The organism is Halosimplex marinum, assembly GCF_051414075.1.
Lineage (GTDB): Archaea > Halobacteriota > Halobacteria > Halobacteriales > Haloarculaceae > Halosimplex > Halosimplex marinum.
On record NZ_JBLKNY010000005.1, the window covers coordinates 268478 to 292597 of the forward strand.

26 protein-coding genes are annotated in these 24120 nt (G+C 71.5%); 7 read left to right on the top strand and 19 right to left on the bottom strand.

The features are described from left to right. Window positions 1-8: 8 nt before the first annotated feature. Both ACMGFI_RS14690 and ACMGFI_RS14695 read right to left on the bottom strand, forming a co-directional pair. A complete protein-coding gene (locus ACMGFI_RS14690) occupies window positions 9-1058 on the bottom strand; it encodes a PhoU domain-containing protein (RefSeq protein WP_436910565.1) in 1050 nt (349 codons plus the stop codon). 171 nt (window positions 1059-1229) lie between these two features. Then, entirely contained in the window at window positions 1230-2357 is a 1128-nt protein-coding gene (locus ACMGFI_RS14695) for an ATP-NAD kinase family protein (RefSeq protein ID WP_436910566.1), read from the bottom strand. Between the two features lie 147 nt (window positions 2358-2504). Here ACMGFI_RS14695 and ACMGFI_RS14700 point away from each other — a divergent pair, with 147 nt between their 5' ends. Further along, entirely contained in the window at window positions 2505-2630 is a 126-nt protein-coding gene (locus ACMGFI_RS14700) for a hypothetical protein (protein ID WP_436910567.1), read from the top strand. Here the strand turns inward: ACMGFI_RS14700 and ACMGFI_RS14705 are convergent, their stop codons facing one another. The 6 genes from ACMGFI_RS14705 to ACMGFI_RS14730 form a co-directional block, all read right to left on the bottom strand. Then, the gene (locus ACMGFI_RS14705) at window positions 2631-3326 is read right to left on the bottom strand and encodes a competence/damage-inducible protein A (protein ID WP_436910568.1); all 696 of its coding nucleotides are present in this window, start codon (window positions 3324-3326) and stop codon (window positions 2631-2633) included. Window positions 3327-3472: 146 nt separating this feature from the next. Continuing rightward, window positions 3473-4267: a DUF5803 family protein gene (locus ACMGFI_RS14710; protein ID WP_436910569.1), complete on the bottom strand. Its 795-nt coding sequence runs from the start codon at window positions 4265-4267 to the stop codon at window positions 3473-3475. Beyond that, window positions 4264-4950 (bottom strand): DUF2110 family protein, encoded by a 687-nt coding sequence (locus ACMGFI_RS14715; RefSeq protein ID WP_436910570.1) that lies wholly within the window; start codon window positions 4948-4950, stop codon window positions 4264-4266. Before ACMGFI_RS14715 ends, ACMGFI_RS14710 begins: the two co-directional genes overlap by 4 nt. Beyond that, window positions 4950-5477 carry a transcription factor E gene (gene tfe / locus ACMGFI_RS14720; RefSeq protein WP_436910571.1) on the bottom strand — a complete coding sequence of 176 codons (528 nt, stop codon included), beginning with the start codon at window positions 5475-5477 and terminating at the stop codon, window positions 4950-4952. The genes ACMGFI_RS14715 and tfe overlap by 1 nt, the downstream gene beginning before the upstream one ends. Before the next feature lie 94 nt (window positions 5478-5571). Next, window positions 5572-6183 (bottom strand): tRNA (cytidine(56)-2'-O)-methyltransferase, encoded by a 612-nt coding sequence (locus ACMGFI_RS14725; protein WP_436910572.1) that lies wholly within the window; start codon window positions 6181-6183, stop codon window positions 5572-5574. 86 nt (window positions 6184-6269) lie between these two features. Next, the gene (locus ACMGFI_RS14730) at window positions 6270-6941 is read right to left on the bottom strand and encodes a DsbA family protein (protein WP_436910573.1); all 672 of its coding nucleotides are present in this window, start codon (window positions 6939-6941) and stop codon (window positions 6270-6272) included. A 118-nt stretch (window positions 6942-7059) separates the two neighbouring features. Here ACMGFI_RS14730 and ACMGFI_RS14735 point away from each other — a divergent pair, with 118 nt between their 5' ends. Next, on the top strand, window positions 7060-8028 hold the full coding sequence (locus tag ACMGFI_RS14735) for an NAD-dependent epimerase/dehydratase family protein (RefSeq protein WP_436910574.1): 969 nt from the start codon (window positions 7060-7062) through the stop codon (window positions 8026-8028). A 42-nt stretch (window positions 8029-8070) separates the two neighbouring features. On the opposite strand, the gene ACMGFI_RS14740 is transcribed toward ACMGFI_RS14735, so the two are convergent. Next, window positions 8071-8532 (bottom strand): YbhB/YbcL family Raf kinase inhibitor-like protein, encoded by a 462-nt coding sequence (locus tag ACMGFI_RS14740; protein ID WP_436910575.1) that lies wholly within the window; start codon window positions 8530-8532, stop codon window positions 8071-8073. A gap of 192 nt (window positions 8533-8724) precedes the next feature. Between ACMGFI_RS14740 and ACMGFI_RS14745 the strand changes: the two genes are divergently transcribed. The 4 genes from ACMGFI_RS14745 (at window position 8725) to ACMGFI_RS14760 (ending at window position 11588) form a co-directional block, all read left to right on the top strand. Continuing rightward, entirely contained in the window at window positions 8725-9480 is a 756-nt protein-coding gene (locus ACMGFI_RS14745; RefSeq protein ID WP_436910576.1) for a DUF2797 domain-containing protein, read from the top strand. A gap of 97 nt (window positions 9481-9577) precedes the next feature. Beyond that, entirely contained in the window at window positions 9578-10600 is a 1023-nt protein-coding gene (locus tag ACMGFI_RS14750; protein WP_436910577.1) for a DUF7490 domain-containing protein, read from the top strand. Further along, a complete protein-coding gene (locus ACMGFI_RS14755; RefSeq protein WP_436910578.1) occupies window positions 10597-11043 on the top strand; it encodes a DUF8060 family membrane protein in 447 nt (148 codons plus the stop codon). The genes ACMGFI_RS14750 and ACMGFI_RS14755 overlap by 4 nt, the downstream gene beginning before the upstream one ends. A 65-nt stretch (window positions 11044-11108) precedes the next feature. Further along, the gene (locus ACMGFI_RS14760) at window positions 11109-11588 is read left to right on the top strand and encodes a hypothetical protein (protein WP_436910579.1); all 480 of its coding nucleotides are present in this window, start codon (window positions 11109-11111) and stop codon (window positions 11586-11588) included. Window positions 11589-11634: 46 nt separating this feature from the next. Here ACMGFI_RS14760 and ACMGFI_RS14765 read toward each other — a convergent pair whose 3' ends face one another. From ACMGFI_RS14765 to ACMGFI_RS14810, 10 genes are all read right to left on the bottom strand, one after another. After that, window positions 11635-12126, bottom strand: a complete 492-nt coding sequence (locus ACMGFI_RS14765) for a phosphatase (RefSeq protein ID WP_436910580.1) — start codon at window positions 12124-12126, stop codon at window positions 11635-11637. A gap of 43 nt (window positions 12127-12169) precedes the next feature. Continuing rightward, a complete protein-coding gene (locus ACMGFI_RS14770) occupies window positions 12170-12514 on the bottom strand; it encodes a helix-turn-helix transcriptional regulator (protein WP_436910581.1) in 345 nt (114 codons plus the stop codon). Between the two features lie 26 nt (window positions 12515-12540). Next, window positions 12541-13284, bottom strand: a complete 744-nt coding sequence (locus tag ACMGFI_RS14775; RefSeq protein WP_436910582.1) for an NRDE family protein — start codon at window positions 13282-13284, stop codon at window positions 12541-12543. A 57-nt stretch (window positions 13285-13341) separates the two neighbouring features. Continuing rightward, window positions 13342-14925 carry a class I adenylate-forming enzyme family protein gene (locus ACMGFI_RS14780; RefSeq protein WP_436910583.1) on the bottom strand — a complete coding sequence of 528 codons (1584 nt, stop codon included), beginning with the start codon at window positions 14923-14925 and terminating at the stop codon, window positions 13342-13344. After that, on the bottom strand, window positions 14922-15986 hold the full coding sequence (gene menC, locus ACMGFI_RS14785; protein ID WP_436910584.1) for an o-succinylbenzoate synthase: 1065 nt from the start codon (window positions 15984-15986) through the stop codon (window positions 14922-14924). The genes ACMGFI_RS14780 and menC overlap by 4 nt, the downstream gene beginning before the upstream one ends. Then, window positions 15983-16939, bottom strand: a complete 957-nt coding sequence (locus tag ACMGFI_RS14790) for a 1,4-dihydroxy-2-naphthoate polyprenyltransferase (protein WP_436910585.1) — start codon at window positions 16937-16939, stop codon at window positions 15983-15985. The genes menC and ACMGFI_RS14790 overlap by 4 nt, the downstream gene beginning before the upstream one ends. Before the next feature lie 256 nt (window positions 16940-17195). Continuing rightward, a complete protein-coding gene (locus tag ACMGFI_RS14795) occupies window positions 17196-17723 on the bottom strand; it encodes a hypothetical protein (protein ID WP_436910586.1) in 528 nt (175 codons plus the stop codon). A 105-nt stretch (window positions 17724-17828) separates the two neighbouring features. Further along, window positions 17829-20864: a 5'-nucleotidase C-terminal domain-containing protein gene (locus tag ACMGFI_RS14800; protein WP_436910587.1), complete on the bottom strand. Its 3036-nt coding sequence runs from the start codon at window positions 20862-20864 to the stop codon at window positions 17829-17831. Between the two features lie 186 nt (window positions 20865-21050). Beyond that, window positions 21051-21680: an HAD family hydrolase gene (locus tag ACMGFI_RS14805; RefSeq protein ID WP_436910588.1), complete on the bottom strand. Its 630-nt coding sequence runs from the start codon at window positions 21678-21680 to the stop codon at window positions 21051-21053. Window positions 21681-21982: 302 nt separating this feature from the next. Next, window positions 21983-22879 (bottom strand): 1,4-dihydroxy-2-naphthoyl-CoA synthase, encoded by an 897-nt coding sequence (locus ACMGFI_RS14810; RefSeq protein WP_436910589.1) that lies wholly within the window; start codon window positions 22877-22879, stop codon window positions 21983-21985. A gap of 132 nt (window positions 22880-23011) precedes the next feature. Between ACMGFI_RS14810 and ACMGFI_RS14815 the strand changes: the two genes are divergently transcribed. Next, the gene (locus ACMGFI_RS14815) at window positions 23012-24109 is read left to right on the top strand and encodes a DnaJ domain-containing protein (protein ID WP_436910590.1); all 1098 of its coding nucleotides are present in this window, start codon (window positions 23012-23014) and stop codon (window positions 24107-24109) included. Window positions 24110-24120 lie beyond the last annotated feature (11 nt).

The window sequence follows — 24120 nt, forward strand, 5'->3', positions numbered from 1 at the left end:
GGGCGCGCTCACTCCTCGGAGGTCGACTGGATGGTCGTGTGTTCCGACTCCTCGTTGAGCGCGAGGTTCGTCGCGATCTCCGCGTTTCGGACCGCGTACTGGGCGGTCTGCTGAAGGCTCACGAGCACCTCGCGCACGCGGAGCACGTCGTCGTTGGACATCTCGTCGAGGTCGTCCAGGATCTCCGCCTCGCGGTCGCCGATCTCGGCGAACAGCTCGCGGACCTCGATGGCGATGTCGTAGTCCCGTTCGACCGCCGCCTCGACGGCGAGTTCGGTGATCTCGTTGACCTGGTCGGTGAACTCCCGGATGCGGCGCATCGTCGAGGAGTCGACGTTCAGCGAGTGGCCCTCCGTCTCCAGGGCGATCTCCGCGATGTCCTCGGCGTTGTCCGCGGTCAGTTCGAGGTTCTTGGCGATCGAGCGGTAGCCGATCAGCGGGAAGCCGTCGTTCAGTCCCACCGCCCGCGCGAGGTTGGGGTTCTGGTAGGAGGTGAAGATCAGTCGCAGTAGCAGGACGAAGATCTTGTTGGCCTGCCGCTCCCGGTTGAGGGCGCGCTGGGCGAGGTCGGGGTTGCCGTGGGCCAGCGCCTTGACCGCCTCGTTTCGCATCGTCGAGCCGGTACTTTCGAGGCGTTCGAGGAGGTTGTCGAGGGTGAAGTCCTCCGGGTCGACCGAACAGCGGATGGCGATCCGCTCGGGGGTCTCCTCGACGACGCCGAGGCCCATCAGCTGGGTCTCGGCGTTGTAGACGGCGTTGATGTGGGCGCTCTCGAGGGTCCCGCTCTCGCCGGCGTCGACGTGGATGATGCGCCGGCCGAGGACGTACTGCGAGAGGATCGCCCGCTCCAGGGCGTCGGCGTCGAGGTCCTCCGTGTGGATGATCGCCTCGGACTCCTCGCCCTGGACGGACTCGGGCATCACCGTCAGCGTCCCCTTGCCGCCCATCCGCAGCGACACCTCGTCGCCCTTCTCGACGTTGTGCTCCTTTGCCCACTTCGCAGGCAGGGTCATCGCCAGCGTCGACGGACCCAACCGCTGGACTTTCCGCGTTTCCATACCCTTGCTTATCCGCTGTTGACCTTAAACGTATTCATACACGGTATAATATGCCGTCGAATACTATTACATAATGTGGACGCGCGTCCAAAATTCGACCCGGATGTTCTGAACGGTTCACATACTAGGGCAGAGAGGACGAGGGGAACGCCGCCGGACGGGCGGCCGCAGTCACTCGATTCTGACGAGACGGCGCTCGTAGCGGCCGACCCTGACACGGTGCCAGCCGCGCAGCGACTCGTCGAGTTCGGGGTCACCCGTATCGACCCGGAGCGCGTCCAGCCCGTCGAGTTTCGCGCGGGTCGCGACGATCTCGACCGTCGAGCGGCGGATCACTTGGGGGGATATCTGCTGGTTGCCGCGGCCGAAGACGAACCCCTGGCCGCCGATCGGCGAGACGACGACGACGTTGCGCTCGCCCAGCGCCGCCTCGATCTCGGCGGCGCCGCCGTCGCGGACGACGACCTCGCCCCTTGAAGTTGTGTCATCACCGCCCTCGCCGTCAGCGCTCGCCCGCCACACGTCGACGCCGAGCGGCGTCCCCTCGAAGCCGAGTTCCGCCTTGATCGCGCCGACGGTTCCGCCGGGGCCGAGGACGTAGGTCACGCCGGGCTCGACCTCCTCGGCGACCCCCTCGGCCAGCGTCGCGACGGAGCCGCCCCCGGTCTGCTTGCTCGCCTGCCGCTGTTCGGCGACCGGCGTCTTCGCGATGGCCCGCAACTCCGTCGACACCTCCTGAGCGCGGTACTCGTCCTCGTCCACGTCGTTGACTTCGCCCGTCTCCACCTCGTCGAACGACGCGGCGACGATCCCGGCCTCGCGGGGTCGCACCGCGAACACGGACGAGTAAATCTTCACGCCCGCCGGCACCCCGAGGATCGGCGTCTCGCTGTCGAGGTCGTCGAGCGTCTCGGCCACGTCCACGGCTGTCCCGTCGCCGCCGACGAAGAGGATCAGGTCGACGCCGCGCTCGACGAACGCCCGGACCGCCTCGCGGGTGTCGGCCGCCGTCGTCTCGATCTCCCCGTTCGCGTCGGCATCCGAGTCGGGCTCCCCGACGACCGCGGGGTCGAAGCCCGCCGCCCGCGCGGCGTCCTCGCCCATCGGCCCGCCGAAGGCGTAGATTTCGACGCTCGCGTCCGTCTCCGCCAGCGCGTCCAGCGCCGCCCGCGCCCGCTCGGGCGCCCGCTGTTCGGCGCCCCGTTCGCGCGCCTCCTCGACCTTCCCGTCGGTCCCCTTCAGGCCGACCCGCCCGCCCATGCCGGCGATCGGGTTGACGACCACGCCGATCCGTCGCATCGGAGACCGTAGGAGAGGACCCGACAAAAGCGACTGGGTACCGGACCCGCCGCGATGCCGCGGTCCCCGACGACTCGACCCGTCGTTCATCCGCGAGCGCGGCGGGGATCGGGCGGTTTTACATCGGACGACGCGGAAGAACCGGGTATGTTCATACCGCTGCAAGAGAGCGCCGAGGCCGTGCAGGGCGGGCTCATCAACGTCGCGGGGTTCGTGTTGCTGCTGGGCGGGTTGGTGTTGACCGCGCTGTGGTGGAAGGTCCTCTACCGATAGTCACTCGCCGGTCTCCTTCAGGTCGACCCGCTCGCGTAGCCACTCGGCCGCCGCCTCGACCTCCGCCTCGCTCCCCTGGATCTTCACCCGCACCGAGTCGCCCGGGTAGCTCCCGACCGTCACGTCGAAGCGGTCGCGTAGCCCGTCGATCCGGTCCAGCAGCGCGCTCTCCGGTTCGTCCGCGACCACCGACGCGACGTGTTCGACCTCGCCGGAGAACTCGTCGGCGACCGTCTCGAACATCGCCTTCATCTCCGCCGGGACGCCCGGCAGGACGTAGACGCTCCCGATGACACAGCCCGGGGCGACGCCCTCGGGATTTTTCAGCATCCGGGCACCCCGCGGGATGTCCGCGGTGCCCTCGGCGAGGTCGTCCGCGGTGTAGCCGCCCTCCTCGGCGAGCCAGTCGAGCGCTTCCCGGCTCTCGACCACCTCGCGGCCGAACGCGGCGGCGACGCCGTCCATCGTCAGGTCGTCGTGCGTGGGGCCGAGCCCCCCGGTGACGAGCACGGCGTCGTACTCGGCGCGGTACTCGTTGACCACGCGGGCGATGTCGGCGACCCGGTCCGGGAGCGTGACCACGCGCTCCACGTCGACGCCCCGCTCGGTCAGTCGCTCCCCCAGCCAGGCGGCGTTCGTGTTCACGGTGTCCCCGGCGAGCAGTTCGTCGCCCACCGTGACGATAGCCACGCGCATACCCGCCGTAGGGACCCGACCCGTAAAAGGTCGCCTGCTTCCGGTCAGATTCGGGCCGTCCCGTCACGGCGACCGAACGCCGGAGCCGGCGTCGGGGGGACCGTCCCGCCGCGACGCCCGGAGGCGCGACGCTCCGGAGTTCGGGCCTACCGCATTCCCGGCGGCGGGTCGTCGTCGTCGAACTCGTCGGTTTCGGTCTCCACGTCCAGACCGATCTCCTCGCGCCTGCGTTCGAGCACCCGGATCTGCCGCAGGTAGTACAGCGCGCCGCCGATACCGACCAGCGTCAGGACCCCGCCGATGCCGCCGAACAGGAGCAGGTCCCGCGCGAGGTAGTACCGGACGAGGATCGGACCGCGCTCGGCCGACTCCCAGCGGACGATCATCCGGTCTGAGCCCTCGAGGACCTTCGTCGTCGACTCGCCCGGCGACACCTTCGAGAGCAGCGGCACGCCGACGCGGGCCCGCGGCGGGAGGACGACCTCGACCGAGTGAGCGGACTCGACGAACATCGGGACCGCGAACCGCTTGGCGTTCGGGCGGTTCGCCGTGAACGCCACCTGGCCGCCCGCCTGCGGGAGCGTCACGTTCAGCCGGGAGTTCGTCGAGTTGACGTAGAAGTTCGACCGGTCGGCCGGCGAGACGACCGTCCCGTTGTCGGGGTAACGGAACCGCAACGAGGCGATGTCCAGCGGCTGGTCCGTGCCGAGTTCGCTCCGCTGGTAGAGCTGGACGTACGACCGGTTCTCGACGCCGAGTATCCCCGTGAAGTTCCCGCGGGCCACGTCGTAGGTCGTCGTCGCGTTGGTGTCCCAGTCGTAGGTCGCGTTCTGGTTGAGCTGTGTCTCGTCGGGTCCGCCGCCGCCGAACGGCGACGCGCAGCCGGCCAGCGCGACCAGCACCGCGAACAGGCCGAGAGCGAGGACCAGCCGCCGCCTCATGGCACGACGCAGAGCAGCTCCGCCGGCATGTACTGGCCGATGCTCGCCAGCAGCCCCGGCGGGTCGGTGTCCTCCTCGCAGACGATGCTCTGTTCGAGCAGCCCCAGTCGCTCGACGGTCACGATGTCCCGGGCGTGGCCCGCGCGGTTGACCGTCGCCCGCGCCTCCGCCCGCGTCGCCGAGTTGACGTTGACCCGGCCGGCGCCGCGCGTCCAGTCGTACAGCCGGTCGCGCTCCGCGTCGGCCAGCCGCGCGGGCTCGTCCTCGTCGGGGTCACCCGCCACGAACCGCATCGGCAGGTGCTGGACGAGCCCGAACCGCGTCCGGATCTGCTCGGGCGTCCCCTGGCCGAGCCCGATCTCGCCGGCCGGGATCCGTACGTCTCGTCCGAAGCCGGCGTCGAGGACGAACCCCTCGTCGTCCCACGACTCCAGCGTGCCGACGTACTCCTCGCCGGGTTCGAACTCCGGCGTGACCTCGCCCCACTCCTCGGTGAGGGCGTTGGCCGCGACCGTCGCGTCCGCGCCCTCGACGAGAACCTCGGGGAACTCGTCGTCGCGGATCTCGACGTCGACCGACACGTCCAGGTCGCCGACGACGTTGTCGACCTGCGAGCGAAGCGAGTCCGTCGCCCGCCGCCGGGCCTCGCCCTCCACGTAGACCTTGGTTGCGAGTACGACCATCAGGCCTCGCTGTGCTCGACGTTGAGTTCGTCGCGCAGTGCCTCGATCCGGTCCTCCATGGCGTCGATCAGGCGGGTGTTCTCCATCGCCTCGACGTGGTTACCGCAGTCGGGGCACTCGAAGCCGAACTCCATCGCCTCGCCGAACTCGAAGCGGATCCCGCAGTTCTCGCAGAGGTAGAACTCGTTGTCCTTCTCGTACTCCTCGCGCTCCTCCAGGGCCTCGAGCAGGCGGTACATCTCCGACTCCAGCTGTTCGGGAATCTTCTCGTACTCGAAGGTCCAGAGGTAGGTGAGCCACCCCGAGTCCTCGTCGCGCAGCCGGCGGTAGCTCGCCAGGTCGTTCTCGTAGAGGATGAACAGCGCCCGGCGCACGTCGTTGAGCTCCAGGCCGAGCTCCTCGGCGAGCTCCTCGTCGGTCACCTCGCCGTCCGGCGGCGCCGCCGCCACCGGCATCCCTTTCGGGCCGACCAGCTCGTGTAAGTACTTCTGTATAACGGGGTCCTCCAGAAGTTCGTCAAAAGCCATTACGGCAATCTCAGAGCGTGAGGCGTTTAAAAGCACCGGACCGCCGGAATCGCCGCGTCGGGCCGTTCGCCCCCGAATCTGCCGCTCGCGGCGCTCACTCCGGCCGGTCGGCCACTTCGGCGTCGGACGGTCGGTCGGCCGCTTCGGCGTCGGACGGCCGGCCGGCGTCGTCGGGTTCGACGACGCGCTTGCCGGTCTCCATCGGGACCACCTCGCGGTCGGCGTCGGTCCACTCGCGGTCGAGTTCCCGCCCGTCGAACAGCCGGTCGAGCGCCACGGCGAGCGACGCCACCTCCGAGTGGGGCTGGTTCGTCACGGCGACGTTGTAGTCGGCCCGCTCGTACACGTCGAAGTCGACCTTCTCGGCGCCGACGACGAACAGGACCGGGTCGCCGCCCGCCAGCGACCCGCGCAGGTCGTCCTGCACGTCCTGGACCGGCAGGCCGTACATCGTGAGGTGGACGACCGGGCCGGTCCAGTCGGAGATGGTGGCCTTGGGCGCGTCGGTGACCTCCACGTCGAAGGGGCCGCCGAAGCGGTCGGTGATGTCGCGGACCGTGTCTGCCGAGCCGGACGCCTCCGGGCCGAAGACGACGCGGTCGGCGCCCAGCGCCCGCGCCGTCAGTCCCACGTGGGTGGTCATCCGGTCGTCGCGACCCGGCCGGTGGCCCAGCCGCAGGACGGCGACCTCGGGTTCGTCGTGCATGCGCGACAGCTACGCGAGCCCCGTTTAGGAGGCTTCCGAACCCGTCCGTTCGGCCGCCCCCTCGCCCGTGGCCCCGTCCGCACGCCTCAGCCGCTGTCGTCGGGGCGCGCGTTCTCTATCGCGGCACGGACCCGCTCCCAGCCGAACCCGTCGACGACCGAGCCGTCCACGAACACCCACGGCGTGCCGCGAACGCCCGCGTCGATCCCCTGCTGTTTGTCCGCCCGCACGACCTCGCGGTAGGTCCGGCCCTCCGCGGCCGAGCGCACGCGCTCGCCGTCGACATCCGCCTCCAGGTCGGTCGCCAGCGTCTCGTAGGTCCCGGGACTAAGGTCGCCCTGGTTCGCGAACAGCGCGTCGGCGAACGCGAAGAAGGCCGCGTCGTCGGCCGCGTGCTGGACGGCCCGCGCGGCGTTGGCCGCCGTGTACGAGTCGGGTTCGTGCATATCCAGCGGGAAATCGTAGTGTTCGAACCGGACGACGCCCGGGTCGACGTACTCGCGCACGACGTTCGGCTTGACCTGCTCGTTGAACTGCCGGCACGCCGGACAGGCGAAGTCCTTGTAGACGGCGACCGTCACCGGCGCGTCCTCGGGTCCCCTGTACGGCGTCGGCAGCGACACGTCCCGCGGCGTCGCCGTGCCACCGCTCCCCGGCCTGGAGACGAGTCCGCCACAGCCCGCGAGCGCGGTCCCGGCCACCGCACCCGCCGCCGCGAGAAACGCTCGTCGGCTCGACCTCCGCGCCCCGTCGTTCATACGTCGACTGTGGCACCTGGCCGGTTTACCGTTGTCGGTGACACGTTCGGCCCCGACCGCGAACGAGACCCCCGCCGTCGACCGCAACACACACGTCGCCCCCCGGCGAAGCGCGCCCATGGAACTCTCCGGGAAGCGACTGGTCGTGACGGGCGGGGCGGGCTTCGTCGGCTCGCACCTCTGTGCGCGGCTGGTCGACGACAACGAGGTGGTCGCCGTCGACGACTTCTCGAACGGCGAGCGCGACTGGCTCCCCGACGGCGTCGAGGTGGTCGAGGGCGACCTGACCGACCCCGAGGTGGCCGCCGCGGCCATCACCGAGGACGCCGACGGCGTCTTCCACTTCGCCGCGAACAAGAACGCCGCCGCCGACGACATCGAGCAGTACCGCTTCAACAACGAACTCACCGAGACGGTCCTCGACCGGATGGACGAGGTCGGCGTCGACAAGATCGCCTTCACCTCCTCCTCGACGGTGTACGGCGAGGCCCCGCGGCCCACCCCCGAGGACTACGCGCCGCTGGAGCCGATCAGCATCTACGGCGCCTCGAAACTCGGCGAGGAGAGCCTCCTCTCCGTCTACGCCAACAGCCACGACTTCACGGCGTGGGTCTACCGCTTCGCCAACATCGTCGGCCCGCGCCTGCAACTCGGCGCCGTCATCCCCGACTTCATCGACAAGCTGGACGAGGATCCCGACTCGCTCACTATCCTCGGGGACGGCCGCCAGGAGAAGTCCTACATGCACGTCGACGAGTGCGTCGACGCGATGTGCCACGTCGTCGAACACGCCGGCGACGTCTCCGAGGGCACCTCGGAGGCTCGTCAGACCTCGTCTGACGGTGACTTCAACGTCTACAACCTCGGGACCCGGACGACCACCTCCGTCACGACCATCGCCGACATCGTCAGCGACGAGATGGGCCTCGACCCCGACTACGAGTACACCGGCGGCGACCGCGGGTGGGTGGGCGACGTGCCGCGGATGCGCCTCTCCATCGAGAAGCTCTCGGCGCTGGGCTGGGAGCCCGACGACTCCAGCGACGACGCCGTCCGACGCGCCACGCGGGAACTGCTCGCCGACTGAGCCCGCCCCGTCGCCCACCCCCGTCGTGCGGTCTGTCTGTCGTCAGGGCGCATAGGTGCCTTCGAGCTGCGCCTTGCCGACGACGCACCCCTCGGCGGCGTCGTAGACGTCGTCTTTCGTGGCGGCGGCCGACAGGTCGAGGCGGTCGTCGAGCGCGTAGAGGAGGAACCGGTAGGTGTGCTCGCGGTCCGGCGGGTTCGGGCCGCCCCAGCCCGTCTCGCCGTAATCGTTCTCGCCGGCGACGGCGCCCGCGTCCTCGGGGTCCCAGCCCTCGGGGACGGACTCGGTGTCCCCGTCGATGTTCCAGACGACCCAGTGGTCCCAGATCTTCCCCGCCGGTTCGCGCGCGTCGGGGTCGTCGACGACGATCAGGAACGTCTCCGTGCTGGAAGGGGCGCCGGAGATCTCCAGGGGCGGGTTGACGTTGTCCTCGGTGTAGCCGTACCGTTCGGGGATCGCCGCGCCGTCCGCGAACGCCGGGCTGGTGAGTTGCAGGTCGGCCATGGTCTCGGCGAACCGACGGCGGCCCGACAGTTAAACCCGGCCCACCGTTCGCTCGCTCCACAGGTCCCCGACCGCGGCGGGGAGCGCGTTAGGGACCGTCGCGGACCGGACGGACCCCCGGGACTACCGCGGACCGCCCGGCCGCTCCGCCGGAGCGCCACGACTATATCCGGGGGTCGCCAACCCGCGGGCGTGCAGATCGTGGGGTACGAGACGGGGACCGACGGACCGCCAGCTCTGCTGGTCGCCGACGACGGGACCGTCTCGACTGTGGCGCTCGACCCCGGCACCGGACTGTCCTACGCGCTCGGCGACCGACACTGCGCCGGCGTCCTCGACGACGGCGCGCACACGCCCTGTCCCCGCGAGGGCGCGCCCTACTGCGACGAACACACCTATCGGTGGCCCTGCGCGCGCTGTACCGGCGAGTGCTCGCTCCCGCTGGAGTCCTGCCGCGAGGAGCACGCCGTCTACCTCGCCGCGTTCGCGCCCGAGACGTTCAAGGTCGGCGTCACGCGCTCCTGGCGGCTGGACACCCGCCTCCGTGAGCAGGGCGCCGACCGCGCCGCCCACCTCCGGACCGTCGCAGACGGCCGCGTCGCCCGGCAGATCGAGGCCGAGATCGCGACCGAAGTGGGCGACCGCGTGCGCGTCCCGACGAAGGTCCGGGGGCTCCACGAGTCGGTCGACGACGCCGCCTGGCGGGACCTGCTGGCCGAGTTCGACCCGGTCGAGACCTACGAGTTCGACTACGGGTTCGACCTGCCCGACCGGCCGGTCGCGGAGACGCTCGCCTCTGGGACGGTCAAGGGCGTCCAGGGTAGGGTGCTCGTACTCGACAACGGCGGGAGCACCTACGCCGTCGATATGCGCGACCTCGTCGGATACGACGTGCGCGACGGCGAGACCGACAGGAACCTCCAGTCCAGCCTCGGCGCGTTCGGGTAAGGGCGGCCAGTCGGTCCCGTGGGCGGGGCCTACCGTCACCGCCGGGCGCTGGTGTTGGACACAAGACATTTACCGAGCGGCCGTGGCGGTGGGGAACGTGAACCGAGAAGCGTGGCTCGCCGCCCTCGCGCTCGCGCTCGTGGTCGGCGCGGCGGGACTGGCGCTCGCGGCCCCGAACGCCCTCGCCGAGCGGACCGACGAGACCGTCCGGCCGAGCGTCCTCTCCCTGCAGGACCCCCGCGTCGCGGCCGGCGAGGTCGGCGGCGAGCGCGCGGAGCTCTCGCTCGACGTGCGGATGGAACACCGCGGCGGCCCCGCCGACAACGTCACCGTCGAACTCCAGGCCGTCGACACCGACACCGGCCTCGTGGCCGCCACGGTCAGGAAGGAGCTCGGCCGGATCGAGGGGAACCGCGAGGTCCGGTCGCGCGTCAACGTCACGGTCGACCGCCAGGGCGGCTACCGCCTGTACGTCCGCGTCTACGAGGACGGCCGCCGCGTCGAGACCGGGTCCACGACGGTCAGCGGCGTCGACTCGCTGACCCCCGACTACGCTGAGACTACCGTCGGCTTCCACCGCTTCGGCGACGGCCCGGCCTCGATCCCGGTGATCTCCTACGAGGTCGCCGAGGCGGCGGACAACCGGACGACGCTACGGACCGGCACCTACCTCACGAACCGCGGCGACGAGCCCGCGGGCGGCCTGCGGCTGGTCGTCACGGCGCGGCAGGTCGAGTCGAACGTCGTCGCCGACCGGGCGACCGTCGAGATCGACGAGATCGGTCCCGGGCAGACGGTGACGGAGGCGGCCGAGTTGACCGTCCCGTCGAACTACAACTACTACCTCGACGGGATCCTGTTCAGGGACGGCGTCGTCGTCGAGTCGGCGACCGCGCCGGCGAAGCTCGACCCCACCCGGCCCGTCCCGGAGAACACGACCCGCGAGGAGGTCGACTTCCAGGCGGGCGACTTCGAGCGGGACGCAGGGGACGGCGGCGACGCCGGCGCGACGCCGATGCCGACCGACGCCGGAGGCGCGTCCGGTCCCGGCTTCGGCATGGTCGGCGCGCTCGCCGCACTGCTCGCGCTCGCCGCGCTCGCGGCACGGAGGCACCAATGAAAGACAGCGACAGCGATGACGTGACCGCACAGGGGGACGACCAGCTGACCGACGACGCCGGCCGGGAGGCCGGCGGGGACGATACGGACGGTGCGGACGGGACCCAGGGCGACGGCCAGGCGGGGCTCTCGCGAGCGAGCGACGCCCGGAGCGCCGACGGGGGCGCCGCCGTCGGGCAGGAGTCGAACCGCGACGCCGGCGCCGGCGGTCCCGGCGGTTCCGCCGACGGACGGGACATCGTCGGCTACGTCCAGTGGACGGCGTTCGCGATCCTCTGTCTGCTCGCGCTCGTGGCGACGTTCCGGTTCTACTTCGCGGCGAGCGAGGCGATCCGGGTGTGGTTCAGCCCCGACTTCGTGCCGGTGTTCCAGGCCGTGTTCAACCTGGTCGTCCTCGCGGCGTCGGCGATCGGTATCTCGGTGCTCGTGCGCCGGATCGCCTGACCGTTTCCGGTCCGGAGAGAGCCCGGTACGACAACCCTTTTGGGACGCCGCGGCCAAGCGCGACCATGGCAGACGATCCTTCCGAAGAGAACGATACAGCCCCCGAAGAAGCCGCCGAGGAGTCAGCCGACGGAGCCGAGGGCGGCGACGCCGACGGCGAGAGCGACGGGGAGTCCAAGTCCTTCCGCGAGCGGGTCGAGGAGATCCGCCAGCAGCGCGCCGAGGAAGGCGAGGGCGACGGCGAGGGCATGAGCCGCGAGGAGCGCATGGAAGAGATGATGGGCGGCGGCGGTGGCCCGCCCGGCATGGGCGGCGGCGGTGGCGGCGGCAACCCCTTCGCGCAGATGATGGGCGGCATGATGGGCGGCGGCGGTGGCGGCCCGCCCGGCATGGGCGGCGGTCCGGGCGGTCCCGGCGGCCGCGGCGAGGAGGAGTCGTCCTCGAAGGCCGACGAGGAACTCGTCCGCGAGGTCCGCAAGCTCCGCGACGAGGTCCACGACGCCCGCCGCGAACTCGGCCGCATCGCCGACGCGCTCGAAGACTGACGGTCGAGGACTGACCGGCCCGTCCCGCGCCGACGGACCGGCGCCGTCACTTTTCCGCCAGGTACCAGACGGCCTGTTCGCGTAGCGACGGGTGAACCGTCGCGGGCGGTCGCGCCGACCGCACGAGCGCGAGCGCGTCCCGCAGCGCCCGCTCCTCCGAGGCGGCCAGCGCGACCGCGGCGACGACGGCGCTCCGGGAGACGCCGTGCGAACAGTGGACCAGCAGCGACCGCTCCCCGACGAGTCGACACGCCGTGTCCGCGGCGGCCTCGAACGCGGCCCAGTCGTTGTCGGGACCGTCGACCAGCGGCCGGTGGTGGGTCGTCGCGGGCCGGCCCTCGGCGGTCAGCGAGAGGACGCGATCGAACGAGCGGTCGCACCGCTCGGGGTCGGCCGCGTGGACGTTGCCGACGGACAGTTCGGTCCCCGCGATCCGACGGGCAATCGGCGCGTCGTGGCGGTGGCCGAACGGGCGGACGACGGCGTCCCCGTGTCGCCACCAGTCCGGTCCGCCGGGCCGCGAGTCGGTGCCAGGCATGGCTATCACGGCCCGAGAGCACCGAGAACGGACGGGGACTCGCTTACTCCTCGTAGGCGAGGTTCATCACGAACTGCGAGAAGGTGTCGCTGTGGGCGTTGACCTCGTCGTCGCCGACGAACGGGGAGAGCTGGTCGCCGGCCATCAGCAGCGAGAAGTCCAGGTCGCGGGCGGCGGGGGTCAGATAGTAGGTGTTGTGGCCATTGTAAACGGTCTCCTCGCGCTGGATGAGGTCCTGGTCGGCCAGCGCGTCGGCGATGCGGCTCCCCTTGCGGGAGCTCACGTCCAGTTCCTTCCAGAAGTCGCTCTGGTGGATGCCCCCCGTCTCCCGGATGAGTTCCAGTCCCGCGCGCTCGTCCTCGTTGAGGTCTTCCTCGGCAGCGGCCATATCAGTACGGTCCGTGTCTCCGCCGTTTAAATTTGGCTCTCCACGTCCCGGTAGTCCGTCTCGCAGGGCGGCCCGTCGGCATAGCGATAGCGCGACCCCTCCCGGCCGATCTCGACCAGCGACGACGAGCGCGTCCCGAAGCGGTCGCGGTGGACACAGACGCCGTACTCGTGGTCGCTGATCACGTCCGCCGCGCGGTCGAGCCACGCGGTACTGGTCTCGCCGGGCTCGACCTGCAGCGCGGTGGCGACCTTCCCGGCGTTGTCGGCCTGGGCCGTCCCGGCCTCGGCGCGGGACTCGGGGATCGCGTAGTCGCCGTCGGCGCCGACGTTGACGACGACGTGGACGCCGGGATCGAAGTTGCGCACGCGGCGGGTCTCGCCGTCCCACTCGACGAGCAGGGCGGCACCGGCATCCGCGAGGACGAGGTTGAACCCGTCGTAGGCGCGGTCGTCGAGTTCCCGCTCGACGAGGCGGGCGGCCTCCTCAGCCGAGGACTGCTGGAGCGCGTCGCGGACGAGCAGGCCGCGCGAGCGCTCGCCGGCGGGCTCCCGGCCGTCCCAGCGGTTGGTGATCGCGACGAACAGACCGTGTTCGTTGTAGCCGATCCAGGTGCCGCCGGCCCCCTCGTCGCGGGGCGCGACGACGCGGGGCGACTCCTCGATCAGTTCGGGCGGCGTCGATGGCCTGTCGAGCGCCTCGTCGCGGTTGGCTGCGGCGACGACGGGCGCGTCCGGGAACACCTGCCAGGCGAAGACGAGCGTACACACGACCCCCGGTAGGCGGCGGACGGGATTAAACCCGGTGGCGGGCGCGGGTCGGGCCGGTTACGTCCCGTCGCGGACCGATTCGAGTCGCTCCTGGACGGCCTCGCGGTCGACCGTCCCGGAGTGGGTGCGCGGGAGGGAATCGGCGAACCCGACCGTCTTCGGGACGGCGAAGGACGGGAGGCGGTCGCGGACGGCCTCGCGGACGCCGTCGGCGGAGAGGTCCCCGGTCTCACGGCCGCGGCTCTCGTCGGCCGGCGCGACCAGCGCGGCGACGCGCTCGCCCCACTCCTCGTCGGGGAGGCCGACGACGGCGGCGTCGGCCACGCCCTCAACGTCGCGGAGCGCGTCGGCGACTCGCGCGGGGTGGACGTTCTCGCCGCCGGTGACGACGGCGTCGTCGACGCGCCCGACGACCCACAGTCGACCCGCCCCGTCGGCGTACCCCAGGTCGCCCGTGTGGAACCCCAGGTCGTCGAAGGCGGCCGCGGTCTGCTCGTCGTCCAGGTAGCCCGGCGTGACGGTCGGCCCCGAGACGACGAGTTCGCCCGACTCGCCGGCGTCGACGGGAGTCCCGTCGTCGGCGACGACGGCCACGGTCGTCCCGCGGAGCGGCCGTCCGACGGTGTCTGGGTGCTCGCGGGCCTCCGTCGGGGTGGCCGTGGCGACCTGCGAGGCGGTCTCGGTCAGGCCGTAGGTCGGACAGGCGGGGGCGCCGCGGTCCGCGCAGCGCTCGATCAGCTCGCGCGAGGCGGGCGCCCCACCCAGGAGGACGAACCGGAGCGACTCGGCGGGGTCCCACCCGGCGTCGAGCAGGCGGGTCAGCATCGTCGGGACGAGCGAGACCGCGGTCGCGCCGAACTCGTCGAGGACGCGCGCGGTCGCCTCGGCGTCGAACTCCCGCTGGATCACCGTCGTCGTGCCGTACAGCGTCGAGCGGACGAGCGGCGCGAGCCCGCCCATGTGGTAGGTCGGGAGACAGACCAGCCAGCGGTCGCCCGGTTCGACGCCGAGGCGGTGAGCCGAGCCGACCGCGCTCGCGACCAGATTCCGGTGAGTGAGTCGGACGCCCTTGGGTTCCCCCGACGTGCCGGAGGTGAACATGACGACCCGCTCGCTGTCCAGCGGCCGCTCCGACGGATCGACGCGCTCGGCGGACTCGTCCCCGTCGAGCGACAGCGGAGCGACGGCGTCCGACCCGGGGTCGTCGACCGACGCGACCGGCGTCCCCCGGGGTGCGACCGCCGTCGCGAGTTCCTCGGTCGCGCGCTCGCAGACCAGCAGGTCGACCTCGGCACGGGCGGCCTGGGAGCGGAGCCGCTCGGCCGGGAGTTCGACGTTCAGCGCGACGGCGCTCGCTCCGAGTCGGCCGACGGCGAAGTACAGGTCGGCGACGGCCGGCCGGGTTCCGAGCAGGAGCGCGACTCGACCGCCGGCGAGGTCGCTCTGTGCGACCGACTCGCTGGCCGCAGCGCGGGTCGATGCCCGGTCGTCGAGGTCACCGTAGCTCAACGCCGAGCCGTCGCTGGCGTCGACGACGGCAGTCGCGTCGGGCGTCGCGGCCGCCCGCTGTGCGAGGATGTCGACTGACGGGTCCGCGACGGGGTCGTCGACGGGCCACTCGGTCGGCGGTGGAAGCGTCACTGTCGCACCTCGTCGGGGTCGACGCCGATCCCGGCCTCCTGCGGGACCGCAATCGAACCGTCGGACACCGGTGCGGGGTCTGCGGCGAGGTCCTCGGCGAGCATATCGGCGGTCGCGAGGCCGCACGGCGCCACGTCGGGGACGGCGGCGGCGACGTGGACCGCGGCGGTCCGGGCGACGACCGCGTCGACGGTGGTGGTCACCACGGGCTCGATTCCCTGATCCCTGGCGCGCATCGCGAGCGTGTGGGCGTTGCCCGGGCCCCCGAGGACCATCGGCTTGAGGACCACCACGTCCGCGGCGTCGGCGTCGAACACCTCGGCCATCGAGTGTTCGGTCAGCCCCTCGTCGATAGCGATCCCGACGCCCGCTCCGCGGAGGTCCGCGAGCCCGGCGAGGTCGTCGGCCGCGACCGGCTGTTCGACGTAGGCCACGTCGAGCGGTTCGAGCCGTTCGACGGCTCGTTCGGCTTCCTCGCGGGACCAAGCGCCGTTGGCGTCCAGCCGGAGGGTCACGCCGTCGCCGACCGCCTCGCGGACGGCTCGGCCACGCTCGATATCTTCCTCGACCGGGCGGGCGCCGACCTTGAGCTTGAGACAGTCGAACCCGCGGTCGACGGCCGCCTCGGCGCGCCCGACCGTCGTCTCGCGGTCGGCGTCGCCGACGGTGGCGTTGACGGGCACCGACTCGACGGTCCGCGAGTCGTCGAACCACCGGTAGAGCGGGAGGCCGTCGGCCCGGGCGTCGGCGTCGAGGAGGGCCGTGGCGAACCCGTGGCGGGCCGCCGGCGCCTCGTCGGCGTCGAGTTCGAGCAGGCCGGTACTGTGCTCGCCGCCGGCACCCGCCTCGAGAGCCCGCTCCAGCCCGGCCTCGCAGGCGTCGAGCGACTCCGTCCAGCCGGGCAGCGGCGTCGCCTCGCCGATTCCCGTCTCACCGCGATGGCGGTAGCGGACCACGAAGCCGGACCGCTCGCTGATCTCCCCGGCGGCGGTCGCCAGCGGCGACGCCAGCGGGAGCGAGAAGGGAGTGACGCCGTCGGGGGTCGAGCGGTCGCGGCTCATAGCAGTGCGGGCGCGGCGAGGCCGGCGGCGAACAGCAGGGAGTGGACGAACAGCGTCTGTCCGACCCGTTCGAGCGCCGGGTTGAGCGCCTCGCCGTCGGTGCGTTCGAGGACGGTCTTCGTGACGCTCGCCGCGAGCGGGAGCGAGAGCAGCGGCGCGAGCGCCGGGAGGTCGTAGGCGGGGTCGAGCGCGAAGACCACGGGGACGACGTAGGCCATCCCGACCAGCGCGAGGAACTCGACGCGGCTCCAGCGGTAGCCGAGCAACACCGCGAGGGTCCGCTTGCCCGCCTCGGCGTCGGTTTCTCTGTCCCGGATGTTGTTGACGACGAGGATGGCCGTCGAGAGGCCGGCGGCCGGGAGGCTGGCGACGACGGCTGCGAGCGGAAGAGTACCCGTGGGGATCCCCGTCGGGAACAGTCCCACGCCCGCTTCGGTGACCGCCTGGACGTAGTAGGTGCCGGTCACGGCGACGACGCCGAAGTAGACGAACACGAACAGGTCCCCCAGTCCGCGGTAGCCGTAGGGGTAGGGGCCGCCGGTGTAGAGGACGCCGGCGGCGATGGAGGAGAGGCCGACGACGAGGATGGGAACGCCGCCGACGGCGACGAGGTAGGCGCCGACGACGACGGCCAGCGCGTAGGTGGCGATCATCGCCCGCCTGACCTGCGCGGGCGGGATGAGCCCGCCGGCGGTGACGCGGGTGAACCCCTCGCGGTCGTCGGTGTCGGCCCCCTTGACGGCGTCGTAGTAGTCGTTGGCGAAGTTGGTGCCCACCTGGATGAGGAGGGCGCCGACGAGCGCCGCGAGCCAGGGCAGCGGCGCGAAGACCCCGGCGTGGACGGCCAGCCCGGCGCCGACGACGACGGGCGCCGACCCCGCCGGTAGCGTCTGGGGCCGCGCGGCCATCAGCCAGGCCCGGCGCTTCGAGACCTGTGCGTCTGCGGTCGACATACCCGGGAGTCGGAACCCGTCGAGTGTCAAAGTTGGCATCCCGTCGCGGGCGACGCGCGGCCGGTGTGCTCGACACCGGCCGCTCCAGCGCGCTCAGTTCTGGTCCGGGTCGCCGCCGAGGATCCGGTCGATGATGTCCCGCCGGTCGGGGGCCTGTTCCTCGTCGTCCGGCGTGGGGAAGTCGGGTAGGTCGGGCATGGTGGTCGAGCCGTCCGGTCGATCCGTGCGCCTCGACGCGGGTACGTCCGTCCCCGGCTCATCCAAGCGACCGCTCGCCGAGCCAGCGGCGACAGCGGCGGCCGAGGTGCCCCAGCTTCCGCCGGAGGTACGTCTCGTGTGCGTGTTCGAGGTCGAGGCTTTCGAGAATCGACCGCGCCCGCTCGGCGCCGCGCTCGCGGTCGATCCCGGCGTCGCGGACGTGTCTCAGCGGGTGGCGCCGCCAGTTGTACTCCTCGTGGGCGTACACGTCGACCCGCTCCCGTCCCCGCTCGACGAGAACGAGGTGGAGTTGCCGGTCGGCGAGCGGCGACTCGCGGAGGACCCAGCTCCCGTTCGTCCGGTTACCCAGCGGCGTGTAGTGGTACATACTCACCGGGTTCCAGCTGAACCCGGCGTCCGAGAGGGCCGACTCGACGGCCTCGATCCGTCCGTTCACCGTCCCGGCGTAGCCGTCGGGGTACACCCGGACCGTCTCGTCGACGACCGTCCGGACCGCCCGGTCGAGGTGCGGGCCGACCGCCCGTCTGAGCCGGTAGCCCGCCCGTCGCTGGGCGTCGTCGAACATACCCCGGCTTGGGCCGGCGACGGGGTGAACGTTACGCCGGCGAGCGGGAACGGAACGCGGCCCGTCCCGACCGGCCGGCTCGGACGCGCCAGCGTCGGCGGCCGCTCACTCGGGCGTCGTCGCGTCCGTGCGCTCGACGGCCTCCTCGACGACCCAGTGGGACTGGCGCCAGGACTGGCGGAGCTGGCGGATCGCGCTCGCCCGCAGGCGGATTGCGCGCCGGCCCTCGGCCGCCCGGGCGCGCTCCATCGTCCGCTCGGCCCGGGCGTAGGCCCGCTCGGCGTTGTCGAGGTGGGCCTCCATGCTCCGGCGGATACCCCGATTGTCGATGTCCTCGCGCGAGTCGTTCAGGAGCCGCCGAGCGTCGGCGAGTTCGCGGGCGGCGGTCCGGTTGTCGGCGCGCAGGACCAGGTCCGCGGCCGCGGTGGCGTTGGCCTCCGCGTCGGTCCCGGCGAACGCGGTCAGCGCCTGCACGCCGACGGCGTCGTCGGTGAACAGTTTCGCCGACTCCGTCCGGACGGGGCCGCGGTAGTACTGGCGCGAGTCGTCGAACCGCTCGCTCGCGCGGTCGCGGGCCGACTCGTAGCGGCCGGCGTCGGCGTCTATCGCGTCGGTCGCCTCGACGGCGTCGGCTTTCAGCGCCCGCGGGTCCTCGCGGCTCTCGTCACCGTCGTCCGACGAGCCGTTCGCAGCGAGGCTCTCCCAGCCGTCGAGGTGGCCGTTCAGGACCGACCGCTCGAAGTAGCTCCGTCGGCCGTCGTACTCGGCGTCGGTGTAGCGGGCGTACAACTGGAGGTGGTCGCTCGCGGCCGCGAGCGACCCGAACTCGCCGCGGTCGAAGTAGACGAGGAGGTCGTCGCCGGTCAGCCGGACCCGCTCGGCGGACAGGGCCGCGCCGGTGGCGTTCTCGACGCGCACGGAGGAGTTTTCGACCGACAGGACCTCCTGGGGCACCTCGTAGTGGACCGGGACGGTCGACCCGTTGGCGGCGAAGACCCACTCGGTGCCGACCTCGCGGTCGACGCGGCGGATCCGGTTGGTGTCCCGCGGCGAGACGGTCCCCCGGCGCTCGATGTAGTCGGCGACCGCAGTGCCGTACAGCGTGAGGTCGGTGCTGACCGTGGGGTCGTCGGCGAGGTCGTCCCAGCCGGCCATGTAGGAGTTGACCGTCACGTTGTACGTCGCGTTCGGCCGCAGCGGCTCGCCGCCGACGTACACGTCGCGGACGAGCGGCTCGGCCCCCTCGTGGGCCACCATCTCGTAGGTGACGCCGCTGACCTGCAGCTGGGCCTCCTGGCCGTACTGCTGGCCCGTGCCCGACTCGAGCGTGACGACCTGGCTGGCCAGCAGGGCGCGCAGTTCCGCGCCGGAGAGGCGTTTGGTGACCAGCGTGTTGCCGAACGGCAGCGAGGTGTACACGTCGTCGTAGGTGACGTTGCCCGGCTCGATCACGAAGTCGCCGCGGATACCGCCGGCGTTCGTGACCGCGACCTCGGCACCCGTCTCCGCGCGGAACGCGTCGGTGACGAGGTTGCCCCACGCCGTCTCGTCGTGGTAGCTGGCCGAGAACGTCGAGTTCAGCGGGACCGTCGTCCGCCCGATGGCCTCGGAGAGGTACTGCCCGCGAGCGGAGGAGACGATCCCCTCGACCGTCTCGTTGACCGGGACCGCGTCGGTGCCGGCCACCTCGACGAGGCGACCGTCGGCCATCGCGACGCTGCCGTTCGGGCCGACGGTGAGGTTGAGTTCGCCGAGGTAGGCCGCCCGTCCCTGCGCCTCCATGACGACCGTCCCGTCGGTCACCTGCGGTTCGTAGGCCACCTCGTCGTCGCCGGCGACGATCACGTCGATGTTGTCGGTCTCGCGGGCGAGCTCCCGCGAGTCACCGATTCCGATGTGGGCGGCGGCGACGACCACGTCCACGTCCTTCTCGGTCTTGAGTTCCGTCGCGATCTCGGCGCCGACCTCGCTGTAGTCGGCGACCTCGTAACCGGCCTCGTCGAAGTCGACGGCGGTCTTGGGCTCGATCGCGTCGTCGACGAGGCCGACGACGCCGACGCGGACGCCGTCGCGCTCGACGATGGTGTAGTTCTCCGTCCCGGGAACGCCGCCGCCGTCCTCGGCACGGACGTTCGCGAGCAACCACGGGTACCCCGAGGCGGCCGTGTAGTTCGCCACCGCGTCGAACCCGTAGTCGAGGTCGTGGTTGCCGACCACGTCGGCCGCCGGGTCGACGACGTTGGTCGCCGCGACCGGGACCGTCCAGTTGCTGACCGGCGACAGGGAGCTCGGGCTCACCTGGTCGCCCCCGCCGACCACGACGGTCGGGTTCTCGTGGGCCGCCCGCCGCTCCTCGATAGCGCCCGCGAGCCGACCCATCGCCGTCGGGTTCGAGGCCGCCGTCTGCACGTCGTTGTACGAGAGGATCGTCAGCGTCGTCGCGTTCGCCGGCGGATCCGCCGGGGTTCCGTCGCCCGGCGACCCGCCGTCGGTCGGTTCTGCGATCTCGCCGACCGTCTTCGGCTGGATCTTGAACGCGCCGAAGTTGTAGGCGACCGGCCCGGTCAGGTTCGCGACGACCAGCCCGGTCTCGTTGGGCGTCGTCGCGTCCCCGGCGGTCACGTCGTCGACCGCGATCTCCCCGGAGCCGTCGTCGACGGCCCACTCGCCGTACTGGCCGGGCGTCGCCGCGACCGTCGCGTTCGACACGGTGACGAGCACGCCCTCGTAGCGCTCCGCGCCGACCGCGCCGGTGTCGAGTTCGACGGGGTCGGGCGTCGGCGCCGTGCCGGTCACTGTCGTCGACGCGCTCGCCGCGGTGGCGTCGAGTTCCGTCAGGTTGTAGTACTCGGTGACCGGCGCCGTCACCTCGACGGCGTCGCCGGGTGCCACGCTCGGCTGGCCCCCGGTGTAGACGTAGACGCCGCTGTAGGCGCCGGTGCCGTTCTGGATGTAGTACCCTTCCGCCACGACGGCCGTCACTGTCCCCCTGGTGGTGACGTTCTCCCCGACGTACGGCGAGGCGTCCGTCGGACCGTCGGGTCGCTGGATCTCCTCGATCGATACCTCCGCGTTGCCGGCCTGCGCCGTCGCGGCCGGGACCACCGCCGGCACCCCCGACGCGACCAGCATCACCGCCATCGCTACTGCGAGAACTCTGCCACTCCCCTGTGGATGATTCCTGGACACGGTCGTCTTACTATCAGCAGGAATTCCATTTGAAACTTGGTAATGATCGTACGTAGTGCTGGGGAGCGGTCCGTGATGCTCCCGAGCGGATCCGTCCGGTATCGGGACGAGCAAGCGGGCGCAACTACCGGAAGACTGTCACTCGGGGGACGAGAGTCCGTCCGCACCGAGGACGTCCGGGAGGTCGGCGAGCGAGGCGATCCGAACGTCGGGCTCCCGGTACGGCGTCTCGTCGTTCTCGACCCACACCGACCGCATCCCCAGGAACTCGCCCATCATGAGGTCCTCGTTGTACTCGTCGCTGACGAACGCGACCGGTTCGTCGCCCTCGGGGAGACACTCGAAATAGCCCCTCGGGTGGGGTTTCGGCCGTTCGATCGCCGAGGAGACGACGAGGTCGTCGAAACACGCCAGGACGCCGTGTTCGGAGAGGACCGTCTCGATCCAGGGCTGTACCATATTTCCGAAGAGGACGAGCGTGTGGTCGTCCGCGAGGTCGCGGAGAATCTCCGCGTGTTCGTCGGGGAACTCCGGGTCGAGCCACGTCCGTTCGAGGTACTCCTGGCACGCCTCGGGCGACGCCCCCGAGAGCGTCGAGAGGAGGTCCAGGTACTCGGCCGTGCTGTCGAGGAACCCGTCGCGGTACGCGAAGTAGGCGATCCAGCCGGGATACGGGTCGGTATCGGGGTCGACGCCCAGCACGTCCGCGTGCTCGCGTTCGTCGCCGTGTTCGACGATGACGCCGCCGTAGTCGAGGACGAGGTGCATAGCGGATCCCGTTGGACAGCCGACACGGCCTTGAGTCTGTCGGGAAGGCCGAACGAACCGCCGGAAGCGGGCGGCCGCGGCGAGCGGTGTGGCGGTGGGCGGTTGCGGCGAGCAGTTGCGGTGCGCGGTCGCGGAAGCGGTGTAGCGGTGCGGAGCGGGGCGGTGCGGGACGAGGATCGAGTACCGGACGCGAGGGAGCGGAGCGACCGAGTCGTCCGGCCTTTTTCCCCACGTTTTTGCGACGGAGGATTCCCGCAGCGCGCCCCCGGCGCGCGAGGAACTCTCCGTCGCAAAAAGTGGGCTCAGTAAAACCAGTCGTAGTCGTCGAACTCGGGGTCGCGGCCCTCGTTGAAGGCGTCGCGGCCCTCCTCGGCTTCGTCGGTCATGTAGCCCAGGCGGGTCGCCTCGCCGGCGAAGACCTGCTGGCCGACCATGCCGTCGTCGGCCATGTTGAACCCGTACTTGAGCATCCGGATGGCCATGGGAGACTTGCTGGTGATGCGGTCGGCCCACTCTATGGCGGTCTCCTCCAGCTCGTCGTGGGGGACGGCCTCGTTGACCATGCCCATGTCGGCCGCTTCTTCGGCGTCGTAGGTCTTGCCGAGAAAGAAGATCTCGCGGGCCTTCTTCTGTCCGACCTGGCGGGCGAGGTACGCCGAACCGAAGCCGGCGTCGAAGGAGGCCACGTCGGGGTCGGTCTGGAGGAACTTGGCGTGGTCGTCGGAGGCCAGCGTCAGGTCGCAGACGACGTGCAGCGAGTGGCCGCCGCCGACGGCCCAGCCGGGGACGACGGCGACGACGGGCTTGGGGATGTGGCGGATCTGCCGCTGGACTTCGAGGATGTGGAGGCGGCCGGCCTCGGCGGCGTCCTCGCGGTCGGCGTCGTCCCCCTGGTACTCGTAGCCGTCGTCGCCCCGGACCGACTGGTCGCCGCCCGAGCAGAAAGCCCAGCCGCCGTCCTTCGGCGAGGGGCCGTTGCCGGTCAGGAGGACGCAACCGATGTCGGACTGCCGTTTCGCGTGGTCGAGGGCAGTGGAGAGTTCGTCGACGGTGCCCGGGCGGAAGGCGTTGCGGACCGCCGGGCGGTCGAAGGCGATGCGGACGGCGGGGGTGTCGGTCCCGCGGTGGTAGGTGATATCGCGGAAGTCGAACGCGTCGACCGGCTCCCAGCGGTCGGGGTCGAAGATCTCCGAGACCATGGCGGCCCTCGGGCCGGACCGCGCAAAAAGATTCGCAGTCCGGGCGGACCGCCGCCCGCTATCGATCCCGATAGTGGGGCACAGGGATTTTACCGTCGGACCGCGAATTACGGGTGATTTACGGCGCGCCCCATGACAGAGACCTTCTACGACCGGCTCGGCGTCGACGACGACGCGACGACCGAGGAGATCGAGGCCGCCTACCGGGAGGCCGTCAAGCGGGTCCACCCGGACGTGAGCGACGACGTGAACGCCGGGGAGCGCACGAAGCGGCTCAACGAGGCCAAGCGCGTGCTCACCGACGAGGAGGAGCGCGCCAGGTACGACCGGATCGGCCACGCCGCGTTCACGGGCGAGGGGACGCCCGACGCCGGGTCGACGCGGACGGCCGCCGGGAGCGGCGACGACGGGTCGGACGAGTCGTCCACGACCGAATCGCGGCGGGGCGACCCCGGACCGGGCACCGCAGCGGGGCGAAGCGGGGAGAACGGTCGTCGGAGCGGGTCGGGTCGGGATTCGGCCGGCGAGAGCACGTGGCGCGGGTCACAGCAGCGCGGGCGACGGTCGGGTGACGGGGGCTCGGCGAGGGGGGCCGACCAGCGGCGTCGCGAGCGAGCGCGAGGGCGCGAGCGCGGGCGAGGTGACGGCCGCGCGGCGAGTGCGGACCCGTCGGGTGGGACGACCCGGTCGACGACCGGGTCGACGGGGCCGTCGTGGCAGTCCAGCGGGCGGACGGCCGGGCGGAGCGCCGGCGCGAGCGGGGACTCGCCCTCGGCGCAGCGCCAGGCGGCCGCGGGCGCCTCTGACGGGCCCAACGCCGACTGGTCGTGGAACGCGTGGGACGCCACCGGCGCCTGGGCCGTCCGGGACGGCTCCGACGATACGCGCGGGCTCCGGCTCAGTCGGCTGTTCCCGGTCGACCAGTCGGTCGTCCTGCTGGTGTCGACGTTCGTCTGTTACCCCTTCTTCGTCGCCGCGACGCTGTACCCCGCGTTCCCGCTGGTCGCTCGGGTAGTCGTCGGCGTCTGTACGCTACTGACCGTCGCCTACCTGCTGTCGATCCCGGAGGCCGCGATCCTCGTCTTCGGCCTCTGGAGCGTGGTCGTGCCGATACTCCTGCTCGCGCTCCCGGCCCTCAGCGTCTTCTCGCTGGCCGGGGTGATCGGCCTGACCGCGACGTGGGTCCCGCTCGGGATGTCCGTGCTGACGTTCACGCTCGTGCGGTCGTGAGCGACCGCCGG

What these genes read in the sequence shown, in the direction of transcription:
- ACMGFI_RS14810 (WP_436910589.1), bottom strand. Translation starts at nt 22,879, where the DNA reads ATGGTCTCGGAGATCTTCGACCCCGACCGCTGGGAGCCGGTCGACGCG.
- ACMGFI_RS14815 (WP_436910590.1), top strand. Translation starts at nt 23,012, where the DNA reads ATGACAGAGACCTTCTACGACCGGCTCGGCGTCGACGACGACGCGACG.
- ACMGFI_RS14700 (WP_436910567.1), top strand. Translation starts at nt 2,505, where the DNA reads ATGTTCATACCGCTGCAAGAGAGCGCCGAGGCCGTGCAGGGCGGGCTC.
- ACMGFI_RS14795 (WP_436910586.1), bottom strand. Translation starts at nt 17,723, where the DNA reads ATGTTCGACGACGCCCAGCGACGGGCGGGCTACCGGCTCAGACGGGCG.
- tfe (WP_436910571.1), bottom strand. Translation starts at nt 5,477, where the DNA reads ATGGCTTTTGACGAACTTCTGGAGGACCCCGTTATACAGAAGTACTTA.
- ACMGFI_RS14755 (WP_436910578.1), top strand. Translation starts at nt 10,597, where the DNA reads ATGAAAGACAGCGACAGCGATGACGTGACCGCACAGGGGGACGACCAG.
- ACMGFI_RS14705 (WP_436910568.1), bottom strand. Translation starts at nt 3,326, where the DNA reads ATGCGCGTGGCTATCGTCACGGTGGGCGACGAACTGCTCGCCGGGGAC.
- ACMGFI_RS14800 (WP_436910587.1), bottom strand. Translation starts at nt 20,864, where the DNA reads ATGGCGGTGATGCTGGTCGCGTCGGGGGTGCCGGCGGTGGTCCCGGCC.
- ACMGFI_RS14805 (WP_436910588.1), bottom strand. Translation starts at nt 21,680, where the DNA reads ATGCACCTCGTCCTCGACTACGGCGGCGTCATCGTCGAACACGGCGAC.
- ACMGFI_RS14765 (WP_436910580.1), bottom strand. Translation starts at nt 12,126, where the DNA reads ATGCCTGGCACCGACTCGCGGCCCGGCGGACCGGACTGGTGGCGACAC.
- ACMGFI_RS14740 (WP_436910575.1), bottom strand. Translation starts at nt 8,532, where the DNA reads ATGGCCGACCTGCAACTCACCAGCCCGGCGTTCGCGGACGGCGCGGCG.
- ACMGFI_RS14725 (WP_436910572.1), bottom strand. Translation starts at nt 6,183, where the DNA reads ATGCACGACGAACCCGAGGTCGCCGTCCTGCGGCTGGGCCACCGGCCG.
- ACMGFI_RS14760 (WP_436910579.1), top strand. Translation starts at nt 11,109, where the DNA reads ATGGCAGACGATCCTTCCGAAGAGAACGATACAGCCCCCGAAGAAGCC.
- ACMGFI_RS14770 (WP_436910581.1), bottom strand. Translation starts at nt 12,514, where the DNA reads ATGGCCGCTGCCGAGGAAGACCTCAACGAGGACGAGCGCGCGGGACTG.
- ACMGFI_RS14735 (WP_436910574.1), top strand. Translation starts at nt 7,060, where the DNA reads ATGGAACTCTCCGGGAAGCGACTGGTCGTGACGGGCGGGGCGGGCTTC.
- ACMGFI_RS14790 (WP_436910585.1), bottom strand. Translation starts at nt 16,939, where the DNA reads ATGTCGACCGCAGACGCACAGGTCTCGAAGCGCCGGGCCTGGCTGATG.
- ACMGFI_RS14730 (WP_436910573.1), bottom strand. Translation starts at nt 6,941, where the DNA reads ATGAACGACGGGGCGCGGAGGTCGAGCCGACGAGCGTTTCTCGCGGCG.
- ACMGFI_RS14695 (WP_436910566.1), bottom strand. Translation starts at nt 2,357, where the DNA reads ATGCGACGGATCGGCGTGGTCGTCAACCCGATCGCCGGCATGGGCGGG.
- ACMGFI_RS14690 (WP_436910565.1), bottom strand. Translation starts at nt 1,058, where the DNA reads ATGGAAACGCGGAAAGTCCAGCGGTTGGGTCCGTCGACGCTGGCGATG.
- ACMGFI_RS14710 (WP_436910569.1), bottom strand. Translation starts at nt 4,267, where the DNA reads ATGAGGCGGCGGCTGGTCCTCGCTCTCGGCCTGTTCGCGGTGCTGGTC.
- menC (WP_436910584.1), bottom strand. Translation starts at nt 15,986, where the DNA reads ATGAGCCGCGACCGCTCGACCCCCGACGGCGTCACTCCCTTCTCGCTC.
- ACMGFI_RS14715 (WP_436910570.1), bottom strand. Translation starts at nt 4,950, where the DNA reads ATGGTCGTACTCGCAACCAAGGTCTACGTGGAGGGCGAGGCCCGGCGG.